Here is a 21,294-nt window from a genome sequence, read left to right on the forward strand (position 1 = left end):
AAGTGAAGCGTACCCGCCGCTGCCTACTGGCCGACGCGGCCCGGCTGGAGGGTCTGCGTGAACAGCACGGTGCCGTCGTACTCGCGCAGCCGGACCGTCAGCTCGCCGCTGTCGCCGTCGATGTCGACCTCGCCGAAGAACTGGTAGCCCTGGGCAGGTGAGACGTTGGCCGTCGTCGGCGCCTTGACGAACACCCGGTCCGGGCCGAACGTGCCGTCCAGTGCGTTGGCCGGGAAGGCGCCGGCGTTGAGCGGGCCGGAGACGAACTCCCAGAACGGCTCGAAGTCCTTGAACGCGGCCCGCGACGGGTCGTAGTGCTGGGCGGAGGTGTGGTGTACATCGGCCGTCAGCCACACCGTGCCGGTGATCTTCCGGTGCTTGATGAACCGCAGCAGCTCGGCGATCTGCAGCTCCCGGCCCAGCGGCTGGCCGGGGTCGCCCTGCGAGACCGCCTCGAAGTTCGGCTTGCCCTCGACCGGGTCGGGCACGACCAGACCGAGGGGCATGTCGTTGGCGATCACCTTCCACACCGCGCGGGACTTGGCCAGCTCCCGCTTGAGCCACTCCAGCTGCTCGCGGCCGAGGATGCCGACCGGGTCCGTGGTCTGGTTGTCGGGGGAGTTGGCGTTGCGGTAGGTGCGCATGTCGAGCACGAACACGTCCAGCAGCGGACCGTGGTTGACGACGCGGTAGATCCGGCCGTCAGGGCGGCCGCTGATCGTGGAGATCGGGAAGTACTCGGAGAAGGCCTGCCGGGAGCGCAGTGCCAGGTCGTCGAGCTTCGTGCCCGCCGGGTAGGGGGTGCCGGTGCCGATCACCTCGCCCGGGTACCAGTTGTTGCGGACCTCGTGGTCGTCCCACTGGATGATGTTGGGTACCTGGGCGTTGAACCGGCGCAGCGCCTTGTCCAGCAGGTTGTAGCGGAAGTTGCCCCGGTAGTCGGCGAGGGTGGTCGCGACGTGCGACTTCTCCTCGGTGGTGACGTTCCGGTAGACGCCGCCGTCGGGCAGGGCGGCGGTGGCCGAGATCGGGCCGTCGGCATAGATGTTGTCGCCGCTGCACAGGAAGAAGTCCGGGTCGACCTTGGCCATCGCGTCGAAGATCCGGTAGCCGCCGATGGACTCGTTGATGCCCCAGCCCTGTCCGGCGAGGTCGCCCGACCACACGAACTTCACCCCGTGGCGCCGCTTGGCGGGCGCCGTGCGGAAGGTGCCGGTGACCGGCTCGCCGGTACGGCTCGGGTCGTCCGGGTCGGCGAGCAGCACGCGGTAGTGGATCTGCTCGCCGGCGGGCAGCCCGTGCAGCCGCGTGGTGCCGGTGAAGTCCGTGCCGGCGCCGAGCAGCGGTCCGTGCCATCTGCGCGGGTTGCGGAACGACTCGGTGGCCGCGGTCTCCACGATCATGCGGGCCGGCCGGTCCGAGCGCACCCACACCAGACCGGAGCCGGTGGTCACGTCGCCGGCCTGCACGCCCCAGTTCGCCTGGGGGCGTCCGGAGCGGGCGAACGCCGGGGCCGCACCGAGGCCCATGGGCAGGGTCAGGGCCGCCGATGTGGCGAGGGAGCCGCGCAGCACGCTGCGGCGGCCGGGGAACGGACGGTGGGACATGGCTGTGCCTCCAGGGGCGGGATCCGGCCAGTGTGCACAGCCACACCTACTGGGGCGTCGCGGCGCGCACGCGAACCCGAAGTGAACAACCGGCCGCGGGCCGGAGGTTCACCCGGGGTTTCCGTGCGCGCCGATTCCCTGGCCCTGATCAGCGGCTGCCGTCCAGGATGACCCGGGCCACCAGTGCCGGATCGTCGTTCATCGGGCAGTGGCCGCAGCCGGGCAGTCGCACCAGGCGGGCGTGCGGGATCATCTGCTTGGCGCGCACGCCCTGCCGGCGCACGAGGATCCGGTCCCGGGTGCCCCAGCCCACCGTGACGGGCAGGCCCGACAGCTCGTCGGTGAACCGGACCGCCCGGCCCGCCCGCAGCGTCGCGTCGAACCCGGTGGCGCCCACGAGCGCGAGCGTCTCTGCCACCACGGCCTCGGGCGCGCGGCGCGCGGGCCGGGCGTAGATCGTGCTCGTCAGCGCCGTACGCCCGGCCGCCGTACGCGACAGCCGCTCCACCAGCGGAACCGGCATCCGCTGGGCGACGGCCCGCATCGTGAGCAGCACCGTGAAGGCGTACCGGCGCTCGGCCTCGGTCCAGAACCCGGCGGGGGACAGGGCCGTGACGGACCGTACGAGCTTCTCCCGGCCCAGCTCCAGGGCGAGCAGGCCGCCCAGCGAATTGCCCGCGACGTGCGGGCGGTCCAGCTCCAGCACCTCGAACAGGGCGCCGAGCACGGCGTTGGTGGCGGGCAGGGTGTAGCCGAGGCCGTCCGGCAGGCCCGGCGAGGCGCCGAAACCCGGCAGGTCCACGGCGATCACCTCCCGCTCGGTGGCGAGGATGTCCACGACCGGGTCCCAGGCCTGCCGGTGGTGGCCGATTCCGTGCAGCAGGACCAGCGGTTCGCCGCGCCCCACGCGCGTGTAGGACACGGTCACGTCCTTCGGGCCGCGCGGACCGGGGACCGGGAAGGAGACGGTGGTGGACATGGGGGGTGCTCCTCGTCTGGGTGCTGACGGACGGTCGGGTTGCTGTCGACGGTCTGGGCGGATACCGGCGGACGCCGTAGACAGCTTGTCAGCAATTACTACCGGCCGGTAGCCCCCGGTGACCCCGAGCGATCAACCCGCCCGGCACACCTCGATGTTGAAGTCCGCACTGCCGGAGTTCCGGAACAACGTCAGCCACAGCGGCAGATACATCTCCACCGCCCGCGCCGACCGGATTCCGCCCAGGTCCAGCACCCGCGCCGCCGGCCAGCCGAACTCCCCGAGCAGCGCCGTCACCTGCGCCTTGGCCCCGGCGTCGTCACCGCTCACGAAGACGTTGTGCGCGCCCGGCACCCGCCCGGGATCCACCATCACCTGACAGTTGACCGTATTCAGCGACTTCACCACGCGCGCGTGCGGGAACGCCCGCTGGATCTGCTCGCCCACGCTGTCCGACTCCACCGGGTCCAGGCGAGGCTGCCCGTCCTCGAAGGCCAGCGGATTGGACACGTCCACCAGGACCTTGCCGTCGAGGTGCTCCGCGCCGGCCGCCCGCAGGGCGTCGAGCGCCACCCGGCCGCTCACCGCGTTGACGATCAGCTCGCCCGCCGCGGCCGCCTCCGCGAACGTACCCGCATGGGCCCGGCCCGCCGCAGCGGTGGCCCACTCCTGCGCGACCGGATTGTCCTTGGTGCGCGATCCGAGGGTCACCTCGTGCCCCAGCTCCACCAGCCGGCCCGCCAGCGTACGGCCCACCTCGCCCGTGCCCAGCACCCCGTACCGCATCGGCCACCTCCCGCACACCGGCCGCCGACCCCCGGCGGTCCGCGGTCATTGTGATCCGCACGGGCGCCGGACGGGCCGATTACGGCCGGACGCGCCGCGCGCGTGTCGGCGGGCCGACCGGACACTCGCGGCCGCGCGGGAGGGGGTGCCGCGAGAGGGAGGGGCGGAACCGGCCCCGTGCGGTGCGTGCCCGATGATGGTCCCGTGAGCGCCGACACCGCGACCGACGTCTTCGAAGAACACCGGCCCCTGCTCATGGGGGTCGCCTACCGCATGCTCGGCCGGATCGCCGACGCCGAGGACGTGGTCCAGGACGCCTGGCTGCGCTGGTCCGGCGCCGACCGCGCGGCGGTCCGCGAACCGGCCGCCTACCTCGTGCGCATCGCCACCCGCCTGTCCATCGACCGCCTCCACCAGGTGCGGGCGCGCGGCGAGGCGTACGTCGGTCCATGGCTGCCGGAGCCCTACGTCACCGAGTTCGGCGACACGTCCCCGGACGCCGCCGACCGCGCCCTGCTCGCCGACAGCGTGTCCTTCGCCGTCCTGGTCGTCCTGGAGTCGCTGTCCCCGCTGGAGCGCGCCGTCTTCGTGCTCAGAGAGGCGTTCGGCTACCCGTACGCCGAGATCGCCACGCTGCTCGACCGCGGCGAGCCGGCCGTACGACAGCTCGCCGGGCGGGCGCGCCGGCACGTCGAGGAACGCCGGCCACGCTACGAGGTCGACCCCGCCCAGCGGCGCGAGATGACCGAGCGTTTCCTGGTCGCGGCCTCGGAGGGTGACCTGGACGGGCTCATGGCGCTGCTCGCCCCCGACGTGCGCCTGGTCGGCGACAGCGGCGGCAAGGCCAAGACGCCGAGGCGGATCGTGTACACCGCCGACAAGGTCGGCCGCTTCCTGGCCGCCACCGTACCGACGGCCCCGGCGGAGATGTCGTACCTCTTCGTGGAGGCCAACGGCGGCCCGGCCGTCCTGGTCATGCACGGCGACCAGCCCGACAACCTCTTCCAGCTGGAGATCGCCGACGGCCGCGTCACGACCGTGTACATCGTCCGCAACCCGGACAAGCTCCGGCACCTCGCCGCGCGCTGACACACGGCACCGTCCCCGTCCGAGCCCGTGGATTGGTCTTGACCAAGGGTGACGGCCGCCCTATGGTCGCAGAGAAGTGCAACAACCTTTAATAAACAAGGGCGCTAAAAGCCGCCGGACCACGGCTCTTGCGGAGGACAGGGTGGGGACCACGCAGCTGGAATCGGTGCCGGAACCGAAGTACTGGCATCTCAAGACCGTGCTCAGCGAGGCACTGGACTCCGAGTTCTCGGTCGGCGAGATCCTGCCCAACGAGCGTGACCTCGCCGCCCGCTTCGGCGTGGCTCGCGCCACGCTCCGCCAGGCACTCGAACAACTGGAGCTGGAGGGCCGGTTGCAGCGCCGCCGCGGGGTCGGTACGACCGTGGCGCCGCCACGCGTCGGCGTGGCCGTCGGGACCGAGCAGCACGCCTGGCCGGGCGCCGCCGGAGACGCCTGGCAGACCGTCGACATCGAACGGTCGACCCCGCCCGCGGCTGTCGCCACGGCCCTGGAGACCGGCGCGGACGAGCCCGTCCACACGGTGCGCCGGACCCGGATGTCCCACGGCCAGCGGGTCGCCACCGAACTGCTCTACATCCCGGCGGCCTCGGTACCCGACCTCACCGCGATCGACACCCCGTCCGGCCCGGCACGCGCGCGTGCAGTGCTGCGCGAACTCCAGCACCTGGCCCTGGAGGGGCAGGACCGCTCCGTCGAACTGGGCTCCGCCCGTGCGGACGACGCCAAGGAACTCGATCGCCTCCCCGGCTCACCCGTCCTGGTCGTCACCACCCGATTCGTCGCCGAGGGCCGCACCGCCGCCCTGTCCGTCGCGACCTACCGCGCCGACACCTGCCGGCTGACCTTCGGGGACGCGGCGGGCGTGGAGATACACCACGACCCGGAGCGCAGGGCCTCCTGACCACCCGCGAGCCCCAGTTCCGGCTGGGGCGCGGGGATTCCCTCGTCCCGGGCATCTCGGAGGCGCCCGGCGCGGCCAACTCCCCACGGGGCGCGGGGCTGTATCTGACATGCGGCTCCGCCGCGTGGGCGCGAACGGCCACGACGGCGCCGCGCCGGCACGACGACCCGCACCACCACGGCGAAGCTCAACGCCGCGTCACCGAGCCGTCCACAGCAAACAGCTGCTCCTCCACATGCGCCAGAGCCAGCCGCAGCGCCCCCGTCGCCACAGCAGCCTCGCCCAGCAAGGACAACGCCACCTGAGGCGGCCGCAGGCAGTAGCGGGCCAGTTCGCGGCGCAGCGGCTCCAGGACGCCGTCCAGACCGGCCGCCCAGCCGCCGATCACGACCAGCTCGGGATCGAGCGCCAGCACCAGCGCGGCCACGTCGTGCACAAGCCGCTGGATGAACCGCTCGACAGCCGCCCGCGCCCGCTGGTCGCCCTTGCGGGCCAGCGCGAACACCTCGGCGACCGCCTGCTCGTCCAGCGGGTGCAACGGCTCGTCGGTGGTGGACAGCAACGTCTCCGGGGTCGCCTCCCGGCCCAGCAGATGCAGCGCGCCGATCTCCCCGGCCGCCCCGCCGTACCCCCGGTGCAGCCGCCCGCCGATCAGCGAACCCGCGCCCGGACTCAGCCCCGCCAGCACGAACACCACGTCGTCGGAGCCGGTCGCGACGCCCTTCCAGTGCTCGGCGACGGCCGCCGCGTTGGCGTCGTTCTCCACCAGCACCGGGCACTTGAAGGACCGGCTCAGCCGCTCGCCCAATTTCAGCCCGGTCCACTCGGGCAGCGCCGTGCCCAGCCGTACCGTGCCGTCCGTCTCCACGATGCCCGGCGTGCCCACGCCGACCGCCCGCAGCGAGCCACGCGCGACGCCGGCCCGGCGCAGCAGTTCGGCGACCGCGCCGCGCAGCCGGTCCAGCCGCTCGTCCGCCGGAGCCGTCTCGTCGACCCCCTTGGCCTGCGCGCCCAGCACCCGCCCGTCCAGGTCGGACAGCAGCGCGGCGACCCGGTGCGGCCCGATCTCCAGGCCCAGCAGATGCCCCGCCTCGGCCCGGAACCGGAACCGGCGCGCGGGCCGCCCCTGACGGCGCGCGGTGCCCTCGTCGGCGGCCGTCTCCACGACCAGCCCGCTCTCGATGAGCCCTTCGACGACGCCCTCGACGGTCGGCCGGGACAGTCCGGTGACCCGGGTGATCTCGGTGAGCGTCGCGCAGTCCGTGGCGCGCAGCGCGTGCAGCACCACCGCGGAATTGATCCTTCGCAGCAGCGAGGGATCGCCGCCGGTCAGCTGCGCCACCGTCCGTCCTTCCAGCTCGCGGGGGTGTTGGGCGGATCGTACTCGGCCGGACGCACCCCGGCGAGTGCCGGGGGTGCGCGCACCAGGGCCGCCGGCACGGCTCAGTCCGGCTCTACGAACCCCGTCTCGTAGGCCGCGATCACCGCCTGGGTCCGGTCGCGCGCGCCGAGCTTCGCCAGGACGCCGCTCACATGCGACTTCACCGTCTCCGTGCCCACGACCAGCCGGGCGGCGATCTCCGCGTTCGACAGGCCGCGCGCCATCAGCCGCAGCACCTCCGCCTCCCGTTCCGTCAGCCGGGCCCGCTCCAGCGCGGCCCGCGCCGGGCGCTCGCCGTCGCCGTACCGGGCGGCGAGGCGCCGTACGGACGCCGGGAAGAGCAGGGACTCGCCCTCCGCCACCAGCCGTACCGCGTGCACGATCTCGGCCGGCCGGGCCCGCTTCAGCAGGAACCCGTCGGCGCCCGCGCGCAGCGCCTCGTACACGTACTCGTCGTTCTCGAAGGTGGTCACCACGAGGATCTTCGGCGGATCGGCCACCGTGCGCAGCACCGCGCGCGTGGCCTCGATCCCGTCCAGCAGCGGCATCCGTACGTCCATGGCGACCACGTCCGGCCGCAGTTGCCGCACCAGCGGGATCACCGCGGCCCCGTCGGCCGCCTCGCCCACCACCTCGATGTCGGGCTGCGCCTCCAGTACGGCCCGCAGGCCCGCGCGGACGAGCGGTTCGTCGTCGACGAGGAGTACGGTGACCGGCATCCGGCCAGCGTAGATCACCTCAGCGGCAGCTCTGCCCGCACCTGCCAGTCGCCCTCGTCCGGGCCGGTACGGGCGCTGCCCCCGAGGAGGGCGGCCCGCTCGCGTATGCCGCGCAGGCCGCTGCCCCGGCCAGGGCCGGGTGTCGGGGCCGGCAGCGGATTGCGGACCTCCAGGGCCAGCAGGCCGTCGCTCACCGCGACCCGGACCCGCACGGGCACGGCTCCCGCGTGCCGCAGCACATTGGTGAGCGACTCCTGCAGGATGCGGTACCCCTCCCGGGACACCGGCCCCGGCAGGGCCGCGAGCGGACCGGTCACCTCGGCGTCGACCTTCGCCCCGGAGGCGCGCGCCGACTCCAGCAGCCGGCCGGCGTCGGCCAGGGTCGGCCGGGTGCTCACCGGCCGCTCGCTCTCCCGCAGCACGCCCAGCACCCGCTCCAGGTCCTCCAGCGCCGCCCGGCCGGTCTCCTCGATGGCGTCCAGCGCGCGCTCGGTGAACCCCGGATCGCCCGCCGCCCGTGCCGCTCCGGCCTGCACCACCGCCACCGTCAGGGCGTGCCCGATCGAGTCGTGCAACTCCCGGGCGATACGCGTGCGTTCCAGCAGCTGCTCGGTGCGCTCCTCCAGCGCTGTCAGCCGCTCTGCCGCCGACGGCCCCAGCAGGCGGCGCGCGCAGGCCGTGATCAGCTCGCCGAGCCCGACGACCGCGCCGTACAGGGCAAGCAGAGGAAGCGGCGTGAGCAGGGCCCAGGCGGGGTGCGGCGGCAGGGCGTCCAGCAGCGGCAACTCGGACGACGCATGACCCCAGGCGCAGCGGGCCAGTTCGAAGGCGGTGGCCGGCAGCCACACCGTGGCGAACATCGCCACCGCGCCCAGGAGCATCCGCAGTTCCAGCCACAGCACTGTGCGCAGCCGGTCCCGCCAGGTCGCCGACGGTGCCTCGGAGATGCCCGGCTCCGCCTCGCCCGGCGTGAGCAGCAGCCGCGCCTGCACGCCCTCGCCGTGCCGCACCGCGGGCAGCAGGCCGACCGGGACGAGGACCAACGCGGGCACCCAGGGAGTCGACATGTCGATGAAGAGCCAGACGCTGACGATCAGCATCGGCACCCACAGATGCAGCAGGCGCGTGTACGTCGTCCCCCGCAGCAGCGGGCGCAGGAAGCGGACCATGTGGACCATGCGGACATCGTCGCAGCCGGCACTGACAACGGGCCTCCCCCGCACGGGGGAGAGGTTCTCCACTGGCGGGGGAGGCCCCGGCGTCCCCGCATGGCAAGGCTGATGCCATGACCAGCATCGACGTACGCGACCTCACCAAGGAGTACGGCGGACGGCGGGCCGTGGACCGGCTCGGCTTCAGCGTGCGCCCCGGCCGCGTGACCGGCTTCCTCGGCCCCAACGGCGCCGGCAAGTCCACCACCATGCGCCTCGTCCTCGGCCTCGACCGGCCCACCTCGGGCACCGCCACGATCGGCGGCCGGGCCTATGGCGGACTGCGGGAACCCCTGCGCACGGTGGGCGCGTTGCTCGACGCACGCGCCGCGCACGGCTCCCGCACCGCCCGCGACCATCTGCGCGCCCTGGCCACGAGCAACCGCATCCCGGACCGCCGCGTCGACGCCGTGCTGGAGCAGACCGGGCTGGCCACGGTGGCGGGGCGCCGGGTACGGACGTACTCCCTCGGCATGCGCCAGCGGCTCGGCATCGCCGCCGCCCTGCTCGGGGATCCCGAGGTGATCCTGCTCGACGAGCTCGCCAACGGCCTGGACCCCGAGGGCATCGTGTGGATCCGGACGCTGCTGCGCCGACTCGCGGCCGAGGGCCGTACGATCCTGGTCTCCAGCCATCTGATGGGCGAGACCGCCGCCTTCGCCGACCACCTCGTGATCCTCGGCCGGGGCCGGCTGCTGGCCGACACACCGGTGCAGGACTTCATCCACGCGCGCGTACGGCCCCACGTCCGCATCCGCACCACCGACCCCGCCGCGCTGGACGACCTGCTCGCCCGCCACGGCCTCGACGCCGCCCGGGACGCGGACGGGACCCGGACCGTGCGGCACGCGCGCGTGGACGACCTCGGCCGGCTCCTGGCCGAGGCCGGCGTCCCCGTCCTGGAACTCGCCGCACAGGAGGCCACTCTGGAGGAGGCCTACCTCGATCTGACCGCGGCCGAGGCCGAGTTCACCGCACTGTCCCAGGAGGCCTGACCATGTCGTTCGCACCCGTGCTGCACGCCGAATGGATCAAGATCCGTACCCTGCCCTCGCTCCTCGGCGCTCTGGCCGCGATCCTCCTCGTCACCACCGTGTTCTCGGCCGTCGGAGCGGCAGGTGACGCCGACCCGGACCCGCTGTACTCGGTGTTCTTCGGCGTGAACCTCGGCCAGATCGCCGCGATCGCCTTCGGTACGACGGCCGTCGCGGCGGAGTTCCGGGGCGGCGCGCTGCGGCTGACGCTGTCGGCGGTGCCCGGTCGGCGGCGGTGGTTCGCCGCCAAGGTCACGGCGATCGCCCTGCCCGTGCTGGCCGCAGGCTTCCTGACCGGGCTGGTCACCGTGCTCGTCGGCAAAGCGGTCCTCGGCACCTCCGGGCCCTCGTGGACCGAGGGGCTGCGCGGCGCCGCCGGTTGCTGCCTCCAGCTGACGCTGATGGCGCTGTTCGCGGCCGGACTCGCGGCCCTGCTGCGCAGCGGTGTGGCCACGTTGTCCGTTCTGATCCCGTTCGTGCTGATCGTGTCCTTCGTCGTCGGCGACCTGTCCGCCGGCGTCGCCGACTTCCTGCCCGACCGTGCCGGTCAAGTGGCCCTGCACAGCGCCTGGGACGGTGCCCTCGGCCCGTGGAGCGGGCTCGCGGTGACCGCGCTGTGGGCGACGGCCGCGCTGCTCGCGGGCGCCTGGCGCCTCGACCGAGGGGACGCCTGACGGCCCGCCAATTGTCAGTGCCGCCCGTTTTACTGGAGCACATGGACATCGCGGAGTGCCTGACCGTCATCGAGTCGCTGTGCGCGGGGGAGTCCCTGCCGCAGGACGGCCGCGCGGAGCCGGTTCCGGCAGGCGCCGGTCACCGGACCGTGGAGTTAGCGACGAGCCATGGGACAGCGCCGGGCGACGCGGGGGAGCGGCAGCGGGCCGCGGAGGACCTCCAGGCGTACCGGGAGGCCATAGCGGAGCGGCTGCACGAGCGCTGGGGCCGGCAGGCTCCCTGGGGTCAGCTGACGGTGCGGCTGCGCGCGGGCCGGGGCGAGGAGATACCGGAGCCCTGGGCCGGTCTCAGCCTGCTCACCGACGAACTGGACGTGTGGCAGGCGCCGGGGACCGGCCGCTGGGTCGCCCTCGGCGTCGCCGACCGGGACGACGCGGACGAGATACGCCTCCTGGCCACGGTCACGGAGACACCTCCGCCGTGACCGTCGGCCGCGCGGTGCCGGCAGCGGGTCCGGCTCCTTCGCCCGGCCACCGTCGAGCAGACCCCGACGGTGACGCTGGGCCTGCGGCTGTGGCGCTTGGCCTGCGCGGCCGTGATGCTGGGCCTGGGGCCTGGGGCCTGGGGCCTGGGGCCTGGGGCCTGGGGCCTGGGGCCTGGAACCATGGCGCTGGGTGCGTGGCCGTGACCGTCAGGCGCGTGCGGCGGCCCGCAGCCGGGCGAACTCCTCCGCCATGGTCTGCGCCGTCCAGTGCGCGTTCAGCCCGCTCGGATTGGGCAGCACCCACACCCGGGTCTCCCCGAACGTCCGCTCCTGCGGTCCCACTTGAGCCGTGCGCTCACCGAAGGCCGCCCGGTACGCGGTCACCCCGACCACGGCCAGCCACCTCGGCGCCAGCCGCGCCACCTTCGCGGTGAGCAGCCGCCCGCCCTCGACGTACTCCTCGGCGGTCAGCTCGTCGGCCCGCGCGGTCGCCCGCGCCACCACGTTCGTGATGCCCAGCCCGTACGACAGCAGCTCGCCCTGCTCCGCCGGCTTCAGCAGCCTCGGCGTGAAGCCGGACAGGTGCAGCACCGGCCAGAAGCGGTTGCCCGGGCGGGCGAAATGGTGACCGGTCGCCGCCGTGAGCAAGCCTGGGTTGATTCCACAGAAGAGGATGTCGAGGCCGTCCGCGACGACGTCCGGTACGAGACGGTCGCGGGCGGCCTCCAGCTCCTCCCGGCTGAAGCGGGTCAGAGGATCGCCCCGGGGGTGTATCCGGCCGCCGCCGGGCGCTGCTTCACGATCTCCTCGATCCGGCCGACGACGACACCGACCTGGTCGGCGGCGGCGCCGGTGAAGGACAGCTTGTCGGCCATCAGCGCCGAGAGCTGCTCACGGTCGAGCGGAAGACGGCCGTCGGCGGCGAGCTTGTCGAGCAGGTCGTTGCGCTCGGCGCCCTGCTCGCGCATCGCGAGCGCGGTGGCGACGGCGTTCTCCTTGATCGCCTCGTGCGCGACCTCGCGACCGACCCCGGCGCGCACGGCGCCCATGAGCACCTTGGTGGTGGCGAGGAACGGCAGGTAGCGGTCCAGCTCACGGGCGATGACCGCCGGGAAGGCGCCGAACTCGTCCAGGACCGTCAGGAAGGTCTCCAGCAGGCCGTCGAGGGCGAAGAACGCGTCCGGCAGTGCGACCCGGCGCACCACCGAGCAGGACACGTCGCCCTCGTTCCACTGGTCGCCCGCCAGCTCGCCGGTCATCGAGGCGTAGCCGCGCAGGATGACCATCAGGCCGTTGACGCGCTCGCAGGAGCGGGTGTTCATCTTGTGCGGCATGGCCGAGGAGCCGACCTGGCCCGGCTTGAAGCCTTCGGTGACCAGCTCGTGCCCGGCCATCAGCCGGATCGTCTTGGCCAGCGAGGACGGCGCCGCCGCCAGCTGCACCAGGGCGGTGACGACCTCGTAGTCCAGCGAGCGCGGGTAGACCTGGCCGACCGAGGTGAACGCCTGCGCGAAGCCCAGGTGCCCGGCGATCCGGTTCTCCAGCTCGGCGAGCTTCGCCGCGTCGCCCCCGAGCAGGTCCAGCATGTCCTGCGCGGTGCCGACCGGGCCCTTGATGCCGCGCAGCGGGTAGCGGCCGAGCAGCTCCTCGACGCGGCCGTAGGCGACGAGCAGCTCGTCGGCGGCGGTGGCGAAACGCTTGCCGAGGGTGGTGGCCTGCGCGGCCACGTTGTGCGAGCGGCCGGCCATGACCAGCTCGGCGTACTCGCCGGCCAGCTTGCCGAGGCGCGCGAGGACCGCCACCGTACGGTCGCGCATCAGCTCCAGCGAGAGCCGGATCTGCAGCTGCTCCACGTTCTCGGTGAGGTCACGGGAGGTCATGCCCTTGTGCACGTGCTCGTGCCCGGCGAGGTCGTTGAACTCCTCGATCCGCGCCTTCACATCGTGCCGGGTGACCTTCTCGCGCTCGGCGATCGAGGCCAGGTCGACGGTGTCGAGGACGCGCTCGTAGTCGGCGATCGCCTCGTCCGGCACCTCGATGCCGAGGTCCTTCTGGGCCCGCAGCACGGCGAGCCAGAGCTGCCGCTCCAGTTTCACCTTCTGCTCGGGGGACCAGAGCGTGGCGAGCTCGGCGGAGGCGTAGCGTCCGGCGAGGACGTTCGGGATGCGGGGCTTGGCGGGCGCGGCAGAAGTCACGTGTATGGATTCTACTGGTGGTTTGTGCAGGCCAGCGCCAGGCCCCGGTTCGGCTGAAGCTACGAGAGGCCCGTCACGTCGTGGGCGGAGGCTACGTCTGGCCCTCGTACGGCAGCAGCTCCGGGCGCTTGGCCGGGCGGCCGTCGCCGGGTGGCGCGACAGCGAACCGGCGAACTTCGTCGACCAGGACGAGCAGGTCGCCCTGCTCACCTGATGCGTCAGTGGCACCGACCTGCCCGCCGACGTCCGGGCAGCCGGGGCACTCGTCCTGCTCCACGGCGCCAAGATCACCCGCATCTCCACCCTTGATGGGCTATTTGAATCTTGAATCCCCCCACCTGCGGTCGGCAAGACCGCCAAGACGATCGAGGCTGTGCCGTTTCCCCAGGCACTCGTTCCGCGGCCCTTGGCGTTGCTACGAGACGCCGATGCACCTACGGCCACGGCGGCCCTGTCTCACGGCACCGGCCGGCTGCCCACGCCGACTTCCGTATGCAGTCTTCCCGAAACGCTTGACCCGACAGGATTTGAACATGTTCAAATAGCATGCCGGGAGTCGAGAAGGAACTGCCCTCATCCGCGCGGCAGATCTCACGAGGAGGCACGGTGGGTTCGGGTGCGGTGGTCATCGCATACGCCTTCCTGATCTACACAATCCTGATGGCGCTGTTCTGCGTCTTCATCGGGTCCAGGACCTCCTGGAGGATGGGCTGGCTCATATCAGTTCCGGTGATCTTCGCGCCCTGGGGTTTGGTGCTGATCGGGTTCGCCGTCTACTGACCGGTCCCGGCGGCCGGGACCGGGGCGGCGGCCGACGGTGGGGGAGTAGGTGTGCCATCTCATCGCACGCCGCGCTCGGCGGCCGACCGCCCCTCGGCCGGACCGCCGGAAGCGACTACCGCTCACGGCAGGAGCGGAAGCAGGCCATCGCACGCTCGCCGGGCCGGAAGATCTCCTCATGCCAGGGCCGGTGCCCGGTGCACCAGGCATGCCACATCGCTCGGATCAAGGTGCTCATCGAGAGCGACGACTGTCGTCACGGACCCCACTCTTCAGCCTGACGACCCCGTTCGTCACACTGACGCCGTGCTTCGCATAGCCACCGCCACCTCGTCCCGGCAGGTCCGCCGCCTCACCACGATGGCGTTTTTCGGTCCGCCGGTGATCGTCGGGCTGTCGTTGCTGGCCGCCAATCCGGACTGGAGCGGGCTCGGACTGGCGCTCGGGACCTTCGCGCTGATCGCGACTCTCTCGCTGATGATCACCGCAGCGCCGAACGGGTGGTTGATCGTCGGCGGGGTGATCGTGGGGATCGCCGCGCTGTCCGGGCCGGGGCCGGTGCTGCAGGCGGAGGTGATGGCGCACCAAGGGCAGCGGGTGGAGGTGCGGGTCACCTCGGTGAAGACGTACCAGGGCAAGCACGGGCCGGAGTACATCTGCCATCTGGGGCGGGTGGACGGCAAGCCGCTCAAGCACGCCGAGCTGGGCAACGACTCCTGCGGCGGGCCGACGGAAGTCGGGCAGACCGAGGACGTGCTCGTCGACCCGCACGGCTGGACGGCGCCGCAGCCGGCCGACACGGACTACAGCGGGATCGACATCGCCGCGTGGGCCCTGCCGGTGGTACTGGTGCTCTTCGAGCTGCTGGTCTGGCTGTCCCGGCGGGTCGGGCTGCGCCGGTTCGAGGGCCACTGATGGCGCCCGGGTCCCGGAAGAACGTGGCCTGGCCGCCGCACGTGGTGCGCCGGCTCGCCCGCACAGCCGCGCTCGTCCCCCTGCTGATGGTGGGCATCGGCGTGCTCGGCACCAGCCCGGACTGGTTTCCGGCGGCGCTGATCCTCGGCCTGCTGACCGTGGCCCTCGCGATCGCGGTGCTGATGGCGACCGCAACGAAGGGGTGGGTGTTCTTCGCCGGGCTGATCATCGGACTGGTCGTCGAGCTCGGCTCTGGGCTGGTCTTCCAGATGCAGAGCCAGGGGCAGCGTACCGAGGTGCGGATCACCTCGGTGTACACCACCGAGGGCAAGACCGGCCCGATCTACCACTGCAGGCTGAAGCGGACCGACGGCAGGCCGATGGACCACGCCGACATCGTCGGCATGGGCTGCAACGGCACGGAGGACGCGGGCACCACCGAGGACCTGCTGGTCGACCCGAGCGGCTGGCTGGCCCCGCAGCCCGCCGATGCCGACTTCAGCTCCCTCCCCGTCGGCGTCGTGGGAGTCGGCGTCGCGATCGGGTTGTGGGAGCTGACTGTCTGGCAGACTCGCCGGACCGGCCTGCGCGAGGCCGCGGCGAACCCGACGGCGCCCGGCCGGTCGAGCGGTGCCAAGCCGAGCGCCGACAACCGGAGCAAGAAGAAGCGCAAGCGGCGCTAGTGCTGGAGTTTGCCCTGGAGGGCGAGAGGCAGGTGCCCTCGACGGCCGACTTGATGTAGCCGGCGTTGCGCCCTGATACCACGTCGCTTTGTCAGGCCGACGCCGGAGGAGGACTTCGACGCGAGGGTGCTGTACCCGAGCCACCAGTACTGAGCGCGGAATGGGCCTGCCTACCCCTCATCGGCCTCCTGGTCGGCGGCTTTGTTGGCGCGGTCGATCTCGGCCATGTGCTCCTCCGCCCAGGTCCGCAGCCCCGCAAGCGCGGCTTCCAGGGACAGTCCGAGTCCGGTGAGTCGGTAGAAGACGCGCGGCGGCACGGTCGGTTCGACCCGGCGCGACACCAGCCCGTCGCGGGTCAGGCTTCGCAGCGTCACGGACAGCATCTTCTGTGAGACGCCGGGCATCCGGCGTCTCAGCTCCGCGAAGCGCACCTCGTCCGGTGCGGCATCGGCGAGCGTCTTGACGGCCATGGACGTCCACTTCGTACCGATGCGGTCCAGCAACTGCCGCGTCGGGCAATGGGGATCGAACAGATCGCCGCGTACCCCGCGACCGGCGGCCCGGGCTCCTCGGGTGGTCACCTGTGGCTCACCACCTTCCCTGGAAGTGCCGTCTAGGAAGCTGTCGGACAGTTACCTATCGTGCTGTGGTCACCAATGGTAACCAGCCCGGGAGCGGTCATACCCGTCACCACCGCACACCACCTGCGTCGCATCGCGACGAACGGCGTCCAACTCAATGTCGCCATCGCCGGGGACGGACCTGCGGTTCTCCTGCTGCACGGCTTCCCGCACACCTGGCAACTCTGGAGCGGCATCATGGGCCGACTGGCCGGGCAGTACCGGGTCATCGCCCCGGACCTTCGAGGCTTCGGTGCCAGTGCACGTGCCGTCGAGGGTTACGACGCAGGCACCCTCGCCGCCGACGCCGAAGGGCTGCTCGACGCACTCGGCGAGCCCTCGGCAGCGGTGGTCGGCATCGACGCGGGCACCGCCCCCGCCGTCCTGCTCGCGCTGCGCCGACCCGGCCTCGTCCGGCGCCTGGTCGTGATGGAGGCACTGCTCGGCCGCCTGCCCGGAGCGGAGCACGTCGTCGCGGGCGGTGCCCCGTGGTGGTTCGGTTTCCACGCCGTCCCCGGCCTCGCCGAGACCGTTCTGGCCGGCAACGAGGCCCCGTACATCGACTGGTTCCTCGACTCGGGGACGCTCGGGCGAGGAGTACCCGACGACATCCGTGCGGCCTTCGTCCACGCGTACACCGGGGGTGAGGCCCTGCGCTGCGCGTTCTCCTATTACCGGGCCCTGCCCACCAGCGCGCAGCAGATCCAGGACGCCGTCGCGACGGCTCGGCTGACCATGCCCACCATGGCCATCGGCTCTCACCCCATCGGCACCGGGCTCGAACGCCAACTCCGTCCCATCGCCGATGACCTGGTCGGACACCATCTCCAGGACTGCGGCCACATCATCCCCCTCGACCGCCCCGATGCGTTGTTCGCGCTCCTTGCTCCCTTCCTCTCCGCCGATCTGCCGAAGTGACGGAAGCGGGCCGAAGGATCACGGTCGGCGGTTCGGGCGTTCGTCCCAGCGGTGAGTTGTCCAGGACCGCCGGATCAGGCTGCGCACGGTGATGATGGTGTCGGCGGGGTCGAAGAATGCATCAATGACAGTGACGTGACGCCCGTGGCACCGGGCGAGACGGTTCGGTGCATGGCAGCCGGGCCGGCTCCGGGTCAGGGCCCCACCCGTTGCCAGTCCGTCACAGGGCCGGGGTCTGTGTGGTCCACAGGGGTGACCCAGAAGGGTCTGCCCAGCTCAGGGCTGAAGTGGGCGCCTGTCCGGCCGTCCCCCGAGGAGCGGCCGGTCAGGCGGCGGCCGATCCAGGGCAGCAGATGCTGCCGGGCGAACCGGGCGTCCGCGACCCGGCGCGTGACCCAGCCGGGCGGGGGTGTGGCCGCCATCGGCACCCGCCACTCGGTGTCCTCCGGCTCGTACCCGAGGGTCTGCCACACCGCCTCGGCGACCCTGCGGTGCCCCTCCGCCGTCAGATGCAGCCGGTCCACGTCCCACAGCCGGGGATCGCCCAGCGCGGGCGCGCCGTACAGGTCGACGACGACCGCGCCGTGCTTCGCGGCCAGCTCCTCCACACAGGCGAACAGCTCCTCCATGCGCGGCCGGAACCGATCCAGCACCGGGCCCTGGCGGCCGGGGCTGCGCATCAGCACGAGCTGCCGGCAGGACGGTGCGAGGCGTTCCACGGCCTCGGTCAGCAGGCCCTTCACCCGGCCCATGTCGCACTTGGGCCGCAGGGTGTCGTTGAGGCCGCCGACCAGCGTGACCACGTCGGCTTCCATGGCCGCCGCCCGGTCCACCTGCTCGTCGACGATCTGCCCGATCAGCTTGCCGCGCACGGCCAGGTTGGCGTACCGGAAGCTGGGTGTCCGGGCGGCCATCCGCGCGGCGAGCACATCGGCCCAGCCCCGGTAGGAACCGTCGGGCAGCAGGTCCGACATGCCCTCGGTGAAGGAGTCGCCGACCGCGACCAGGCTGCTGTATGGCGGAGATACGGGATTCGTCTGCATGGCGTCAGCGATGCTATCCCGCCGCCATACCCGCCGGTCGGTCACCCCGGCAACCAGCCCGGTCCCGAGCCGACCGAGCCGACCGAGCCGACCGAGCCGACCGAGCCGACCGGGCCGACCGGGCCGACCGAGCCGACGGGACCGAGCGGATCGAGCGGGGGCGAATCGGACTGGCCAGGCACCGGCGGTCCGGCTGAACGCGCTCACCCCGTCCGGCCGTATCCGCCGGCCGCCCGCCGGTTCGGCGCCGAACGCGCTCGCCCGGTGCGGCCGTATCCGCCGGGCCCGGGCGGATAAGGCCCTCGGCGCCCGATGTTGCGGGAGGTTCAGGCCGGCTGGCCGAAGAGTTCTCGCAGTACGTCCTCCATGGTCACCAGGCCGGCCAGGCGGCCGTCGTCGCCGAGGACTGCTGCCAGGTGGGTGCGGCTGCCGCGCATCGCTGTGAGGACGTCGTCCAAGGGGGTGCTTTCGCGGACACGGGCGATGGAGCGCATGTCCCGGAGGCGGAACGGGATGTCCCGGGGAGAGGCATCCAGGGCGTCCTTGACGTGCAGGTAGCCCACGATCCGCCGGCCCACGTCGACCACCGGGAACCGGGAGAAGCCCGACTCGGCTGTCAGCCGCTCCAGCTCCTCCGGGGTGACCCCCACGCGCGCGTAGACGACCTTCGCCAGCGGCACCACGACGTCCCGTACCGGCCGGCTGCCCAGCTCCAGGGCGTCGTGCAGCCGCTCCTGGGCCCGGTCGTCGAGCAGACCGGCCTCGCCGGCGTCCTTGACGATCTCGGCCAGCTCGGCGTCCGTGAAGGTCGCCGCGACCTCGCCCTTCGCCTCCACCCGCAGCAGCTTCAGCAGGCCGTTGGCGAACGCGTTGATCGTGAAGATCACCGGCCGCAGCGCCCGGGACAGCGCGACCAGCGGCGGGCCGAGCAGCAGCGCGCTGCGCACCGGCTCCGCCAGGGAGATGTTCTTCGGGACCATCTCGCCCAGCAGCATGTGCAGATACGTCGCCAGGGTCAGCGCGATCACGAAGGACACCGCGTGGCCCGCGCTCACGGACACCCCGACCGCGTGGAACACCGGCCCCAGCAGATGCGCGAACGCCGGCTCGGCGACCACACCGAGGACCAGCGTGCACAGCGTGATGCCCAGCTGGGCGGCGGCCAGCAGCGCGGAGACGTGCTCCAGACCCCACAGCACGCTCTTCGCCCGCCGGTCGCCCTCCTGGGCCAGCGGCTCGATCTGCGAGCGGCGCACGGAGATCAGCGCGAACTCGGCGCCGACGAAGAAGGCGTTGACGACGAGCGTCGCCAGCCCGATCAGCAGCTGTACGGCGGTCATCGCGCCTCCCTCGGGCTCTCGTGGCTGCGTTCGTCGTCCAGCGGCGCGCGCAGCAGCACCCGGGCCGCCCGGCGGCCGGAGGCGTCCACCACGTCCAGCCGCCAGCCGGCGACCTCGACCGAGTCACCGGTCCGTGGTATCCGGCCCAGCCGGGTGGCGACCAGGCCGGCCAGGGTCTCGTACGGCCCCTCGGGCGCGCGCAGTCCCACACGTGCGAGCTGGTCGGTGCGGGCGGCGCCGTCGGCCGAGTACAGGGCCCGGCCGTGCTCGTCCGCGCCGGCCGCAGCGAGGTCGGGCGTCTCGTGCGGGTCGTGCTCGTCCCGCACCTCGCCGACGACCTCCTCCACGATGTCCTCCAGCGTGGCCACGCCCGCCGTGCCGCCGTACTCGTCGATGACGACCGCCATCGTGCGCCGGCCGCCGAGCCGGTCCAGCAGCCGGTCCACGGTCAGGGACTCGGGCACGAGCAGCGGCTCGCGCATCACCTGGAAGACCCTGCGGTGGCGCCGCTGGTCGGCGGGGACGGCCAGCACATCCTTGATGTGGGCGGTGCCGACGACCGAGTCCAGGGTGCCCCGGTAGACCGGGAACCGGGACAGGCCGGTGGCCCGGGTCGCGTTCGCCACGTCCTCGCAGGTCGCCTGCGCCTCCAGGGCGATGACCTGCACACGCGGGGTCATCACGTTCTCGGCTGTCAGGTCGGCCAGGTTCAGCGTGCGCACGAACAGCTCGGCGGTGTCCGGCTCCAGCGCGCCCTCCTTGGCGGAGTGCCGGGCGAGCGCCGCCAGTTCCTGCGGGCCGCGCGCGGAGGCCAGCTCCTCGGCCGGCTCTATGCCCAGCCGTCGTACGACATGGTTGGCCGTGTTGTTCAGGTGCGTGATGAAGGGCCGGAAGGCCGCGCTGAACCAGCGCTGCGCGTTGCCCACCCGCCTGGCCACGGCCAGGGGTGAGGAGATCGCCCAGTTCTTCGGCACCAGCTCGCCCACGACCATCAGGAACACCGTCGACAGCGCCGTACCGAGCACGAGCGCGACCGAACTCGCCGTACCGCCCGACAGGCCCATCGCGCGGAACGGTCCGGCGAGCAGCTTGGCGATGGACGGCTCGGCGAGCATGCCGACGACCAGGTTCGTCACCGTGATGCCGAGCTGGGCGCCGGACAGCTGGAAGGTCAGGTTCCGTACGGCCTTCAGGGCACCGGCCGCGCCCCGCTCGCCGCGCTCGGCGGCCCGCTCCAGCTCGCCACGCTCCACCGTGGTCAGCGAGAACTCCGCCGCCACGAAGGCACCGCAGGCGAGTGACAGCAGGATCGCCACGAGTAGGAGCAGCACTTCGGTCATCGGGTCACCCTCGTCCCAGCATCGGACAGGGCAGGACGGAACGCGCGGTGTCGCGGACTGGGAGGCTCGCCCATGGGCGGACGCTCACAACCTTTCATCGAGGATCGAGTGCTGACTGCTCCCTCAATGGTAAAGGATGAGCAAAGCATGCTGTTCGGCTCAGTCGGCGAGCGGCTTCACCCAGCGCCGCCACTGCTCCTGCGTTTCGTATCCGGCCGCACTCCACGCATGGTGCGCGGTCTCGTTGCGGACCAGCACCATGGCGTCCGCGCGCCGCCCGCCGAGCTGTACGAAGCGCTCCTCGGCGACGGCCAGCAGCGCCGAGCCAATGCCCTGCCGGCGCCGCTCGGGATGCACCGCGAGCCGGTACAGATGGCAGCGCCAGCCGTCGAAGCCGGCGATCACCGTGCCCACCAGTTCGCCGTTCAGCTCGGCGAGGATGAGCGCCTCGGGGTCACGGGCGACCAGACGCTCCACCCCGTCCCGGTCGTCGCTGATGCTGGTGCCCTCGGCGGCCGTCTTCCAGAAGGCGAGCACGGTGTCGAGGTCGTGCGGGAGGGCGGGGCGTATGCGCAGTTCGGTCATGGGAAG

The 21,294-nt window shown here is 72.4% G+C and carries 23 protein-coding genes; 9 read left to right on the forward strand and 14 right to left on the reverse strand.

Going from position 1 to position 21,294, the window contains the following annotated elements:
• Window positions 1-23 precede the first annotated feature (23 nt).
• The 3 genes from LE548_RS23150 to LE548_RS23160 form a co-directional block, all read right to left on the reverse strand.
• The gene (locus LE548_RS23150) at window positions 24-1,607 is read right to left on the reverse strand and encodes an alkaline phosphatase (protein ID WP_225098858.1); all 1,584 of its coding nucleotides are present in this window, start codon (window positions 1,605-1,607) and stop codon (window positions 24-26) included.
• Window positions 1,608-1,755: 148 nt separating this feature from the next.
• Window positions 1,756-2,586, reverse strand: a complete 831-nt coding sequence (locus LE548_RS23155) for an alpha/beta fold hydrolase (protein ID WP_225098859.1) — start codon at window positions 2,584-2,586, stop codon at window positions 1,756-1,758.
• A gap of 132 nt (window positions 2,587-2,718) precedes the next feature.
• Window positions 2,719-3,372 (reverse strand): NADPH-dependent F420 reductase, encoded by a 654-nt coding sequence (locus LE548_RS23160; RefSeq protein WP_225098860.1) that lies wholly within the window; start codon window positions 3,370-3,372, stop codon window positions 2,719-2,721.
• Between the two features lie 204 nt (window positions 3,373-3,576).
• Here LE548_RS23160 and LE548_RS23165 point away from each other — a divergent pair, with 204 nt between their 5' ends.
• Window positions 3,577-4,461: an RNA polymerase sigma-70 factor gene (locus tag LE548_RS23165; RefSeq protein WP_225098861.1), complete on the forward strand. Its 885-nt coding sequence runs from the start codon at window positions 3,577-3,579 to the stop codon at window positions 4,459-4,461.
• Window positions 4,462-4,603: 142 nt separating this feature from the next.
• A complete protein-coding gene (locus LE548_RS23170; RefSeq protein WP_225098862.1) occupies window positions 4,604-5,365 on the forward strand; it encodes a GntR family transcriptional regulator in 762 nt (253 codons plus the stop codon).
• A gap of 187 nt (window positions 5,366-5,552) precedes the next feature.
• On the opposite strand, the gene LE548_RS23175 is transcribed toward LE548_RS23170, so the two are convergent.
• From LE548_RS23175 to LE548_RS23185, 3 genes are all read right to left on the reverse strand, one after another.
• Window positions 5,553-6,707 (reverse strand): ROK family transcriptional regulator, encoded by a 1,155-nt coding sequence (locus LE548_RS23175; protein ID WP_225098863.1) that lies wholly within the window; start codon window positions 6,705-6,707, stop codon window positions 5,553-5,555.
• 101 nt (window positions 6,708-6,808) lie between these two features.
• Entirely contained in the window at window positions 6,809-7,465 is a 657-nt protein-coding gene (locus LE548_RS23180; RefSeq protein WP_225098864.1) for a response regulator transcription factor, read from the reverse strand.
• Window positions 7,466-7,479: 14 nt separating this feature from the next.
• Entirely contained in the window at window positions 7,480-8,634 is a 1,155-nt protein-coding gene (locus tag LE548_RS23185; RefSeq protein WP_225099025.1) for a sensor histidine kinase, read from the reverse strand.
• 116 nt (window positions 8,635-8,750) lie between these two features.
• On the opposite strand from LE548_RS23185, the gene LE548_RS23190 reads away from it, so the two are divergent.
• The 3 genes from LE548_RS23190 to LE548_RS23200 are packed head-to-tail and all read left to right on the forward strand — an operon-like array spanning window position 8,751 to window position 10,869.
• The gene (locus LE548_RS23190) at window positions 8,751-9,671 is read left to right on the forward strand and encodes an ATP-binding cassette domain-containing protein (protein ID WP_225098865.1); all 921 of its coding nucleotides are present in this window, start codon (window positions 8,751-8,753) and stop codon (window positions 9,669-9,671) included.
• Between the two features lie 2 nt (window positions 9,672-9,673).
• On the forward strand, window positions 9,674-10,384 hold the full coding sequence (locus LE548_RS23195; RefSeq protein WP_225098866.1) for an ABC transporter permease: 711 nt from the start codon (window positions 9,674-9,676) through the stop codon (window positions 10,382-10,384).
• A 41-nt stretch (window positions 10,385-10,425) separates the two neighbouring features.
• Window positions 10,426-10,869: a hypothetical protein gene (locus LE548_RS23200; protein WP_225098867.1), complete on the forward strand. Its 444-nt coding sequence runs from the start codon at window positions 10,426-10,428 to the stop codon at window positions 10,867-10,869.
• Window positions 10,870-11,076: 207 nt separating this feature from the next.
• Here LE548_RS23200 and mug read toward each other — a convergent pair whose 3' ends face one another.
• The 3 genes from mug to LE548_RS23215 form a co-directional block, all read right to left on the reverse strand.
• Window positions 11,077-11,622 (reverse strand): G/U mismatch-specific DNA glycosylase, encoded by a 546-nt coding sequence (gene mug, locus LE548_RS23205; protein WP_225099026.1) that lies wholly within the window; start codon window positions 11,620-11,622, stop codon window positions 11,077-11,079.
• A complete protein-coding gene (gene purB / locus LE548_RS23210) occupies window positions 11,619-13,070 on the reverse strand; it encodes an adenylosuccinate lyase (RefSeq protein WP_225099027.1) in 1,452 nt (483 codons plus the stop codon). The genes mug and purB overlap by 4 nt, the downstream gene beginning before the upstream one ends.
• Window positions 13,071-13,155: 85 nt before the next feature.
• Window positions 13,156-13,341 carry a hypothetical protein gene (locus LE548_RS23215; protein WP_225099032.1) on the reverse strand — a complete coding sequence of 62 codons (186 nt, stop codon included), beginning with the start codon at window positions 13,339-13,341 and terminating at the stop codon, window positions 13,156-13,158.
• 269 nt (window positions 13,342-13,610) lie between these two features.
• Here LE548_RS23215 and LE548_RS23220 point away from each other — a divergent pair, with 269 nt between their 5' ends.
• The 3 genes from LE548_RS23220 to LE548_RS23230 all read left to right on the forward strand — a co-directional run bounded on the left by LE548_RS23220 (window position 13,611) and on the right by LE548_RS23230 (window position 15,442).
• Window positions 13,611-13,844: a hypothetical protein gene (locus LE548_RS23220; RefSeq protein ID WP_225098868.1), complete on the forward strand. Its 234-nt coding sequence runs from the start codon at window positions 13,611-13,613 to the stop codon at window positions 13,842-13,844.
• 306 nt (window positions 13,845-14,150) lie between these two features.
• A complete protein-coding gene (locus LE548_RS23225) occupies window positions 14,151-14,759 on the forward strand; it encodes a hypothetical protein (protein ID WP_225098869.1) in 609 nt (202 codons plus the stop codon).
• Window positions 14,759-15,442 carry a hypothetical protein gene (locus LE548_RS23230; protein ID WP_225098870.1) on the forward strand — a complete coding sequence of 228 codons (684 nt, stop codon included), beginning with the start codon at window positions 14,759-14,761 and terminating at the stop codon, window positions 15,440-15,442. Before LE548_RS23225 ends, LE548_RS23230 begins: the two co-directional genes overlap by 1 nt.
• A 170-nt stretch (window positions 15,443-15,612) precedes the next feature.
• Here LE548_RS23230 and LE548_RS23235 read toward each other — a convergent pair whose 3' ends face one another.
• Window positions 15,613-16,023 carry a helix-turn-helix domain-containing protein gene (locus tag LE548_RS23235; protein ID WP_225098871.1) on the reverse strand — a complete coding sequence of 137 codons (411 nt, stop codon included), beginning with the start codon at window positions 16,021-16,023 and terminating at the stop codon, window positions 15,613-15,615.
• A gap of 75 nt (window positions 16,024-16,098) precedes the next feature.
• On the opposite strand from LE548_RS23235, the gene LE548_RS23240 reads away from it, so the two are divergent.
• Window positions 16,099-16,980 (forward strand): alpha/beta fold hydrolase, encoded by an 882-nt coding sequence (locus tag LE548_RS23240; protein WP_225098872.1) that lies wholly within the window; start codon window positions 16,099-16,101, stop codon window positions 16,978-16,980.
• Window positions 16,981-17,174: 194 nt separating this feature from the next.
• Here LE548_RS23240 and LE548_RS23250 read toward each other — a convergent pair whose 3' ends face one another.
• From LE548_RS23250 to LE548_RS23265, 4 genes are all read right to left on the reverse strand, one after another.
• Window positions 17,175-18,023, reverse strand: coding sequence for an SGNH/GDSL hydrolase family protein (locus tag LE548_RS23250; protein WP_225098873.1), 849 nt, complete (start codon window positions 18,021-18,023; stop codon window positions 17,175-17,177).
• A 326-nt stretch (window positions 18,024-18,349) separates the two neighbouring features.
• Window positions 18,350-19,363, reverse strand: coding sequence for a hemolysin family protein (locus LE548_RS23255; protein WP_225098874.1), 1,014 nt, complete (start codon window positions 19,361-19,363; stop codon window positions 18,350-18,352).
• A complete protein-coding gene (locus tag LE548_RS23260) occupies window positions 19,360-20,703 on the reverse strand; it encodes a hemolysin family protein (protein ID WP_225098875.1) in 1,344 nt (447 codons plus the stop codon). The genes LE548_RS23255 and LE548_RS23260 overlap by 4 nt, the downstream gene beginning before the upstream one ends.
• A 159-nt stretch (window positions 20,704-20,862) precedes the next feature.
• On the reverse strand, window positions 20,863-21,288 hold the full coding sequence (locus LE548_RS23265) for a GNAT family N-acetyltransferase (RefSeq protein WP_225098876.1): 426 nt from the start codon (window positions 21,286-21,288) through the stop codon (window positions 20,863-20,865).
• Between the last annotated feature and the right edge of the window lie 6 nt (window positions 21,289-21,294).

The sequence above is a fragment of the Streptomyces sp. CoH27 genome (assembly GCF_020181035.1).
Taxonomy (GTDB): domain Bacteria; phylum Actinomycetota; class Actinomycetes; order Streptomycetales; family Streptomycetaceae; genus Streptomyces; species Streptomyces camelliae.

Excerpts from the sequence above, each read along its gene's own strand:
- LE548_RS23150 (WP_225098858.1), bottom strand. The coding sequence starts at position 1,607 with ATGTCCCACCGTCCGTTCCCCGGCCGCCGCAGCGTGCTGCGCGGCTCC.
- LE548_RS23155 (WP_225098859.1), bottom strand. The coding sequence starts at position 2,586 with ATGTCCACCACCGTCTCCTTCCCGGTCCCCGGTCCGCGCGGCCCGAAG.
- LE548_RS23160 (WP_225098860.1), bottom strand. The coding sequence starts at position 3,372 with ATGCGGTACGGGGTGCTGGGCACGGGCGAGGTGGGCCGTACGCTGGCG.
- LE548_RS23180 (WP_225098864.1), bottom strand. The coding sequence starts at position 7,465 with ATGCCGGTCACCGTACTCCTCGTCGACGACGAACCGCTCGTCCGCGCG.
- LE548_RS23185 (WP_225099025.1), bottom strand. The coding sequence starts at position 8,634 with ATGGTCCGCTTCCTGCGCCCGCTGCTGCGGGGGACGACGTACACGCGC.
- LE548_RS23190 (WP_225098865.1), top strand. The coding sequence starts at position 8,751 with ATGACCAGCATCGACGTACGCGACCTCACCAAGGAGTACGGCGGACGG.
- LE548_RS23195 (WP_225098866.1), top strand. The coding sequence starts at position 9,674 with ATGTCGTTCGCACCCGTGCTGCACGCCGAATGGATCAAGATCCGTACC.
- LE548_RS23200 (WP_225098867.1), top strand. The coding sequence starts at position 10,426 with ATGGACATCGCGGAGTGCCTGACCGTCATCGAGTCGCTGTGCGCGGGG.
- LE548_RS23220 (WP_225098868.1), top strand. The coding sequence starts at position 13,611 with ATGCCGGGAGTCGAGAAGGAACTGCCCTCATCCGCGCGGCAGATCTCA.
- LE548_RS23230 (WP_225098870.1), top strand. The coding sequence starts at position 14,759 with ATGGCGCCCGGGTCCCGGAAGAACGTGGCCTGGCCGCCGCACGTGGTG.
- LE548_RS23240 (WP_225098872.1), top strand. The coding sequence starts at position 16,099 with ATGGTAACCAGCCCGGGAGCGGTCATACCCGTCACCACCGCACACCAC.
- LE548_RS23250 (WP_225098873.1), bottom strand. The coding sequence starts at position 18,023 with ATGCAGACGAATCCCGTATCTCCGCCATACAGCAGCCTGGTCGCGGTC.
- LE548_RS23255 (WP_225098874.1), bottom strand. The coding sequence starts at position 19,363 with ATGACCGCCGTACAGCTGCTGATCGGGCTGGCGACGCTCGTCGTCAAC.
- LE548_RS23260 (WP_225098875.1), bottom strand. The coding sequence starts at position 20,703 with ATGACCGAAGTGCTGCTCCTACTCGTGGCGATCCTGCTGTCACTCGCC.
- LE548_RS23265 (WP_225098876.1), bottom strand. The coding sequence starts at position 21,288 with ATGACCGAACTGCGCATACGCCCCGCCCTCCCGCACGACCTCGACACC.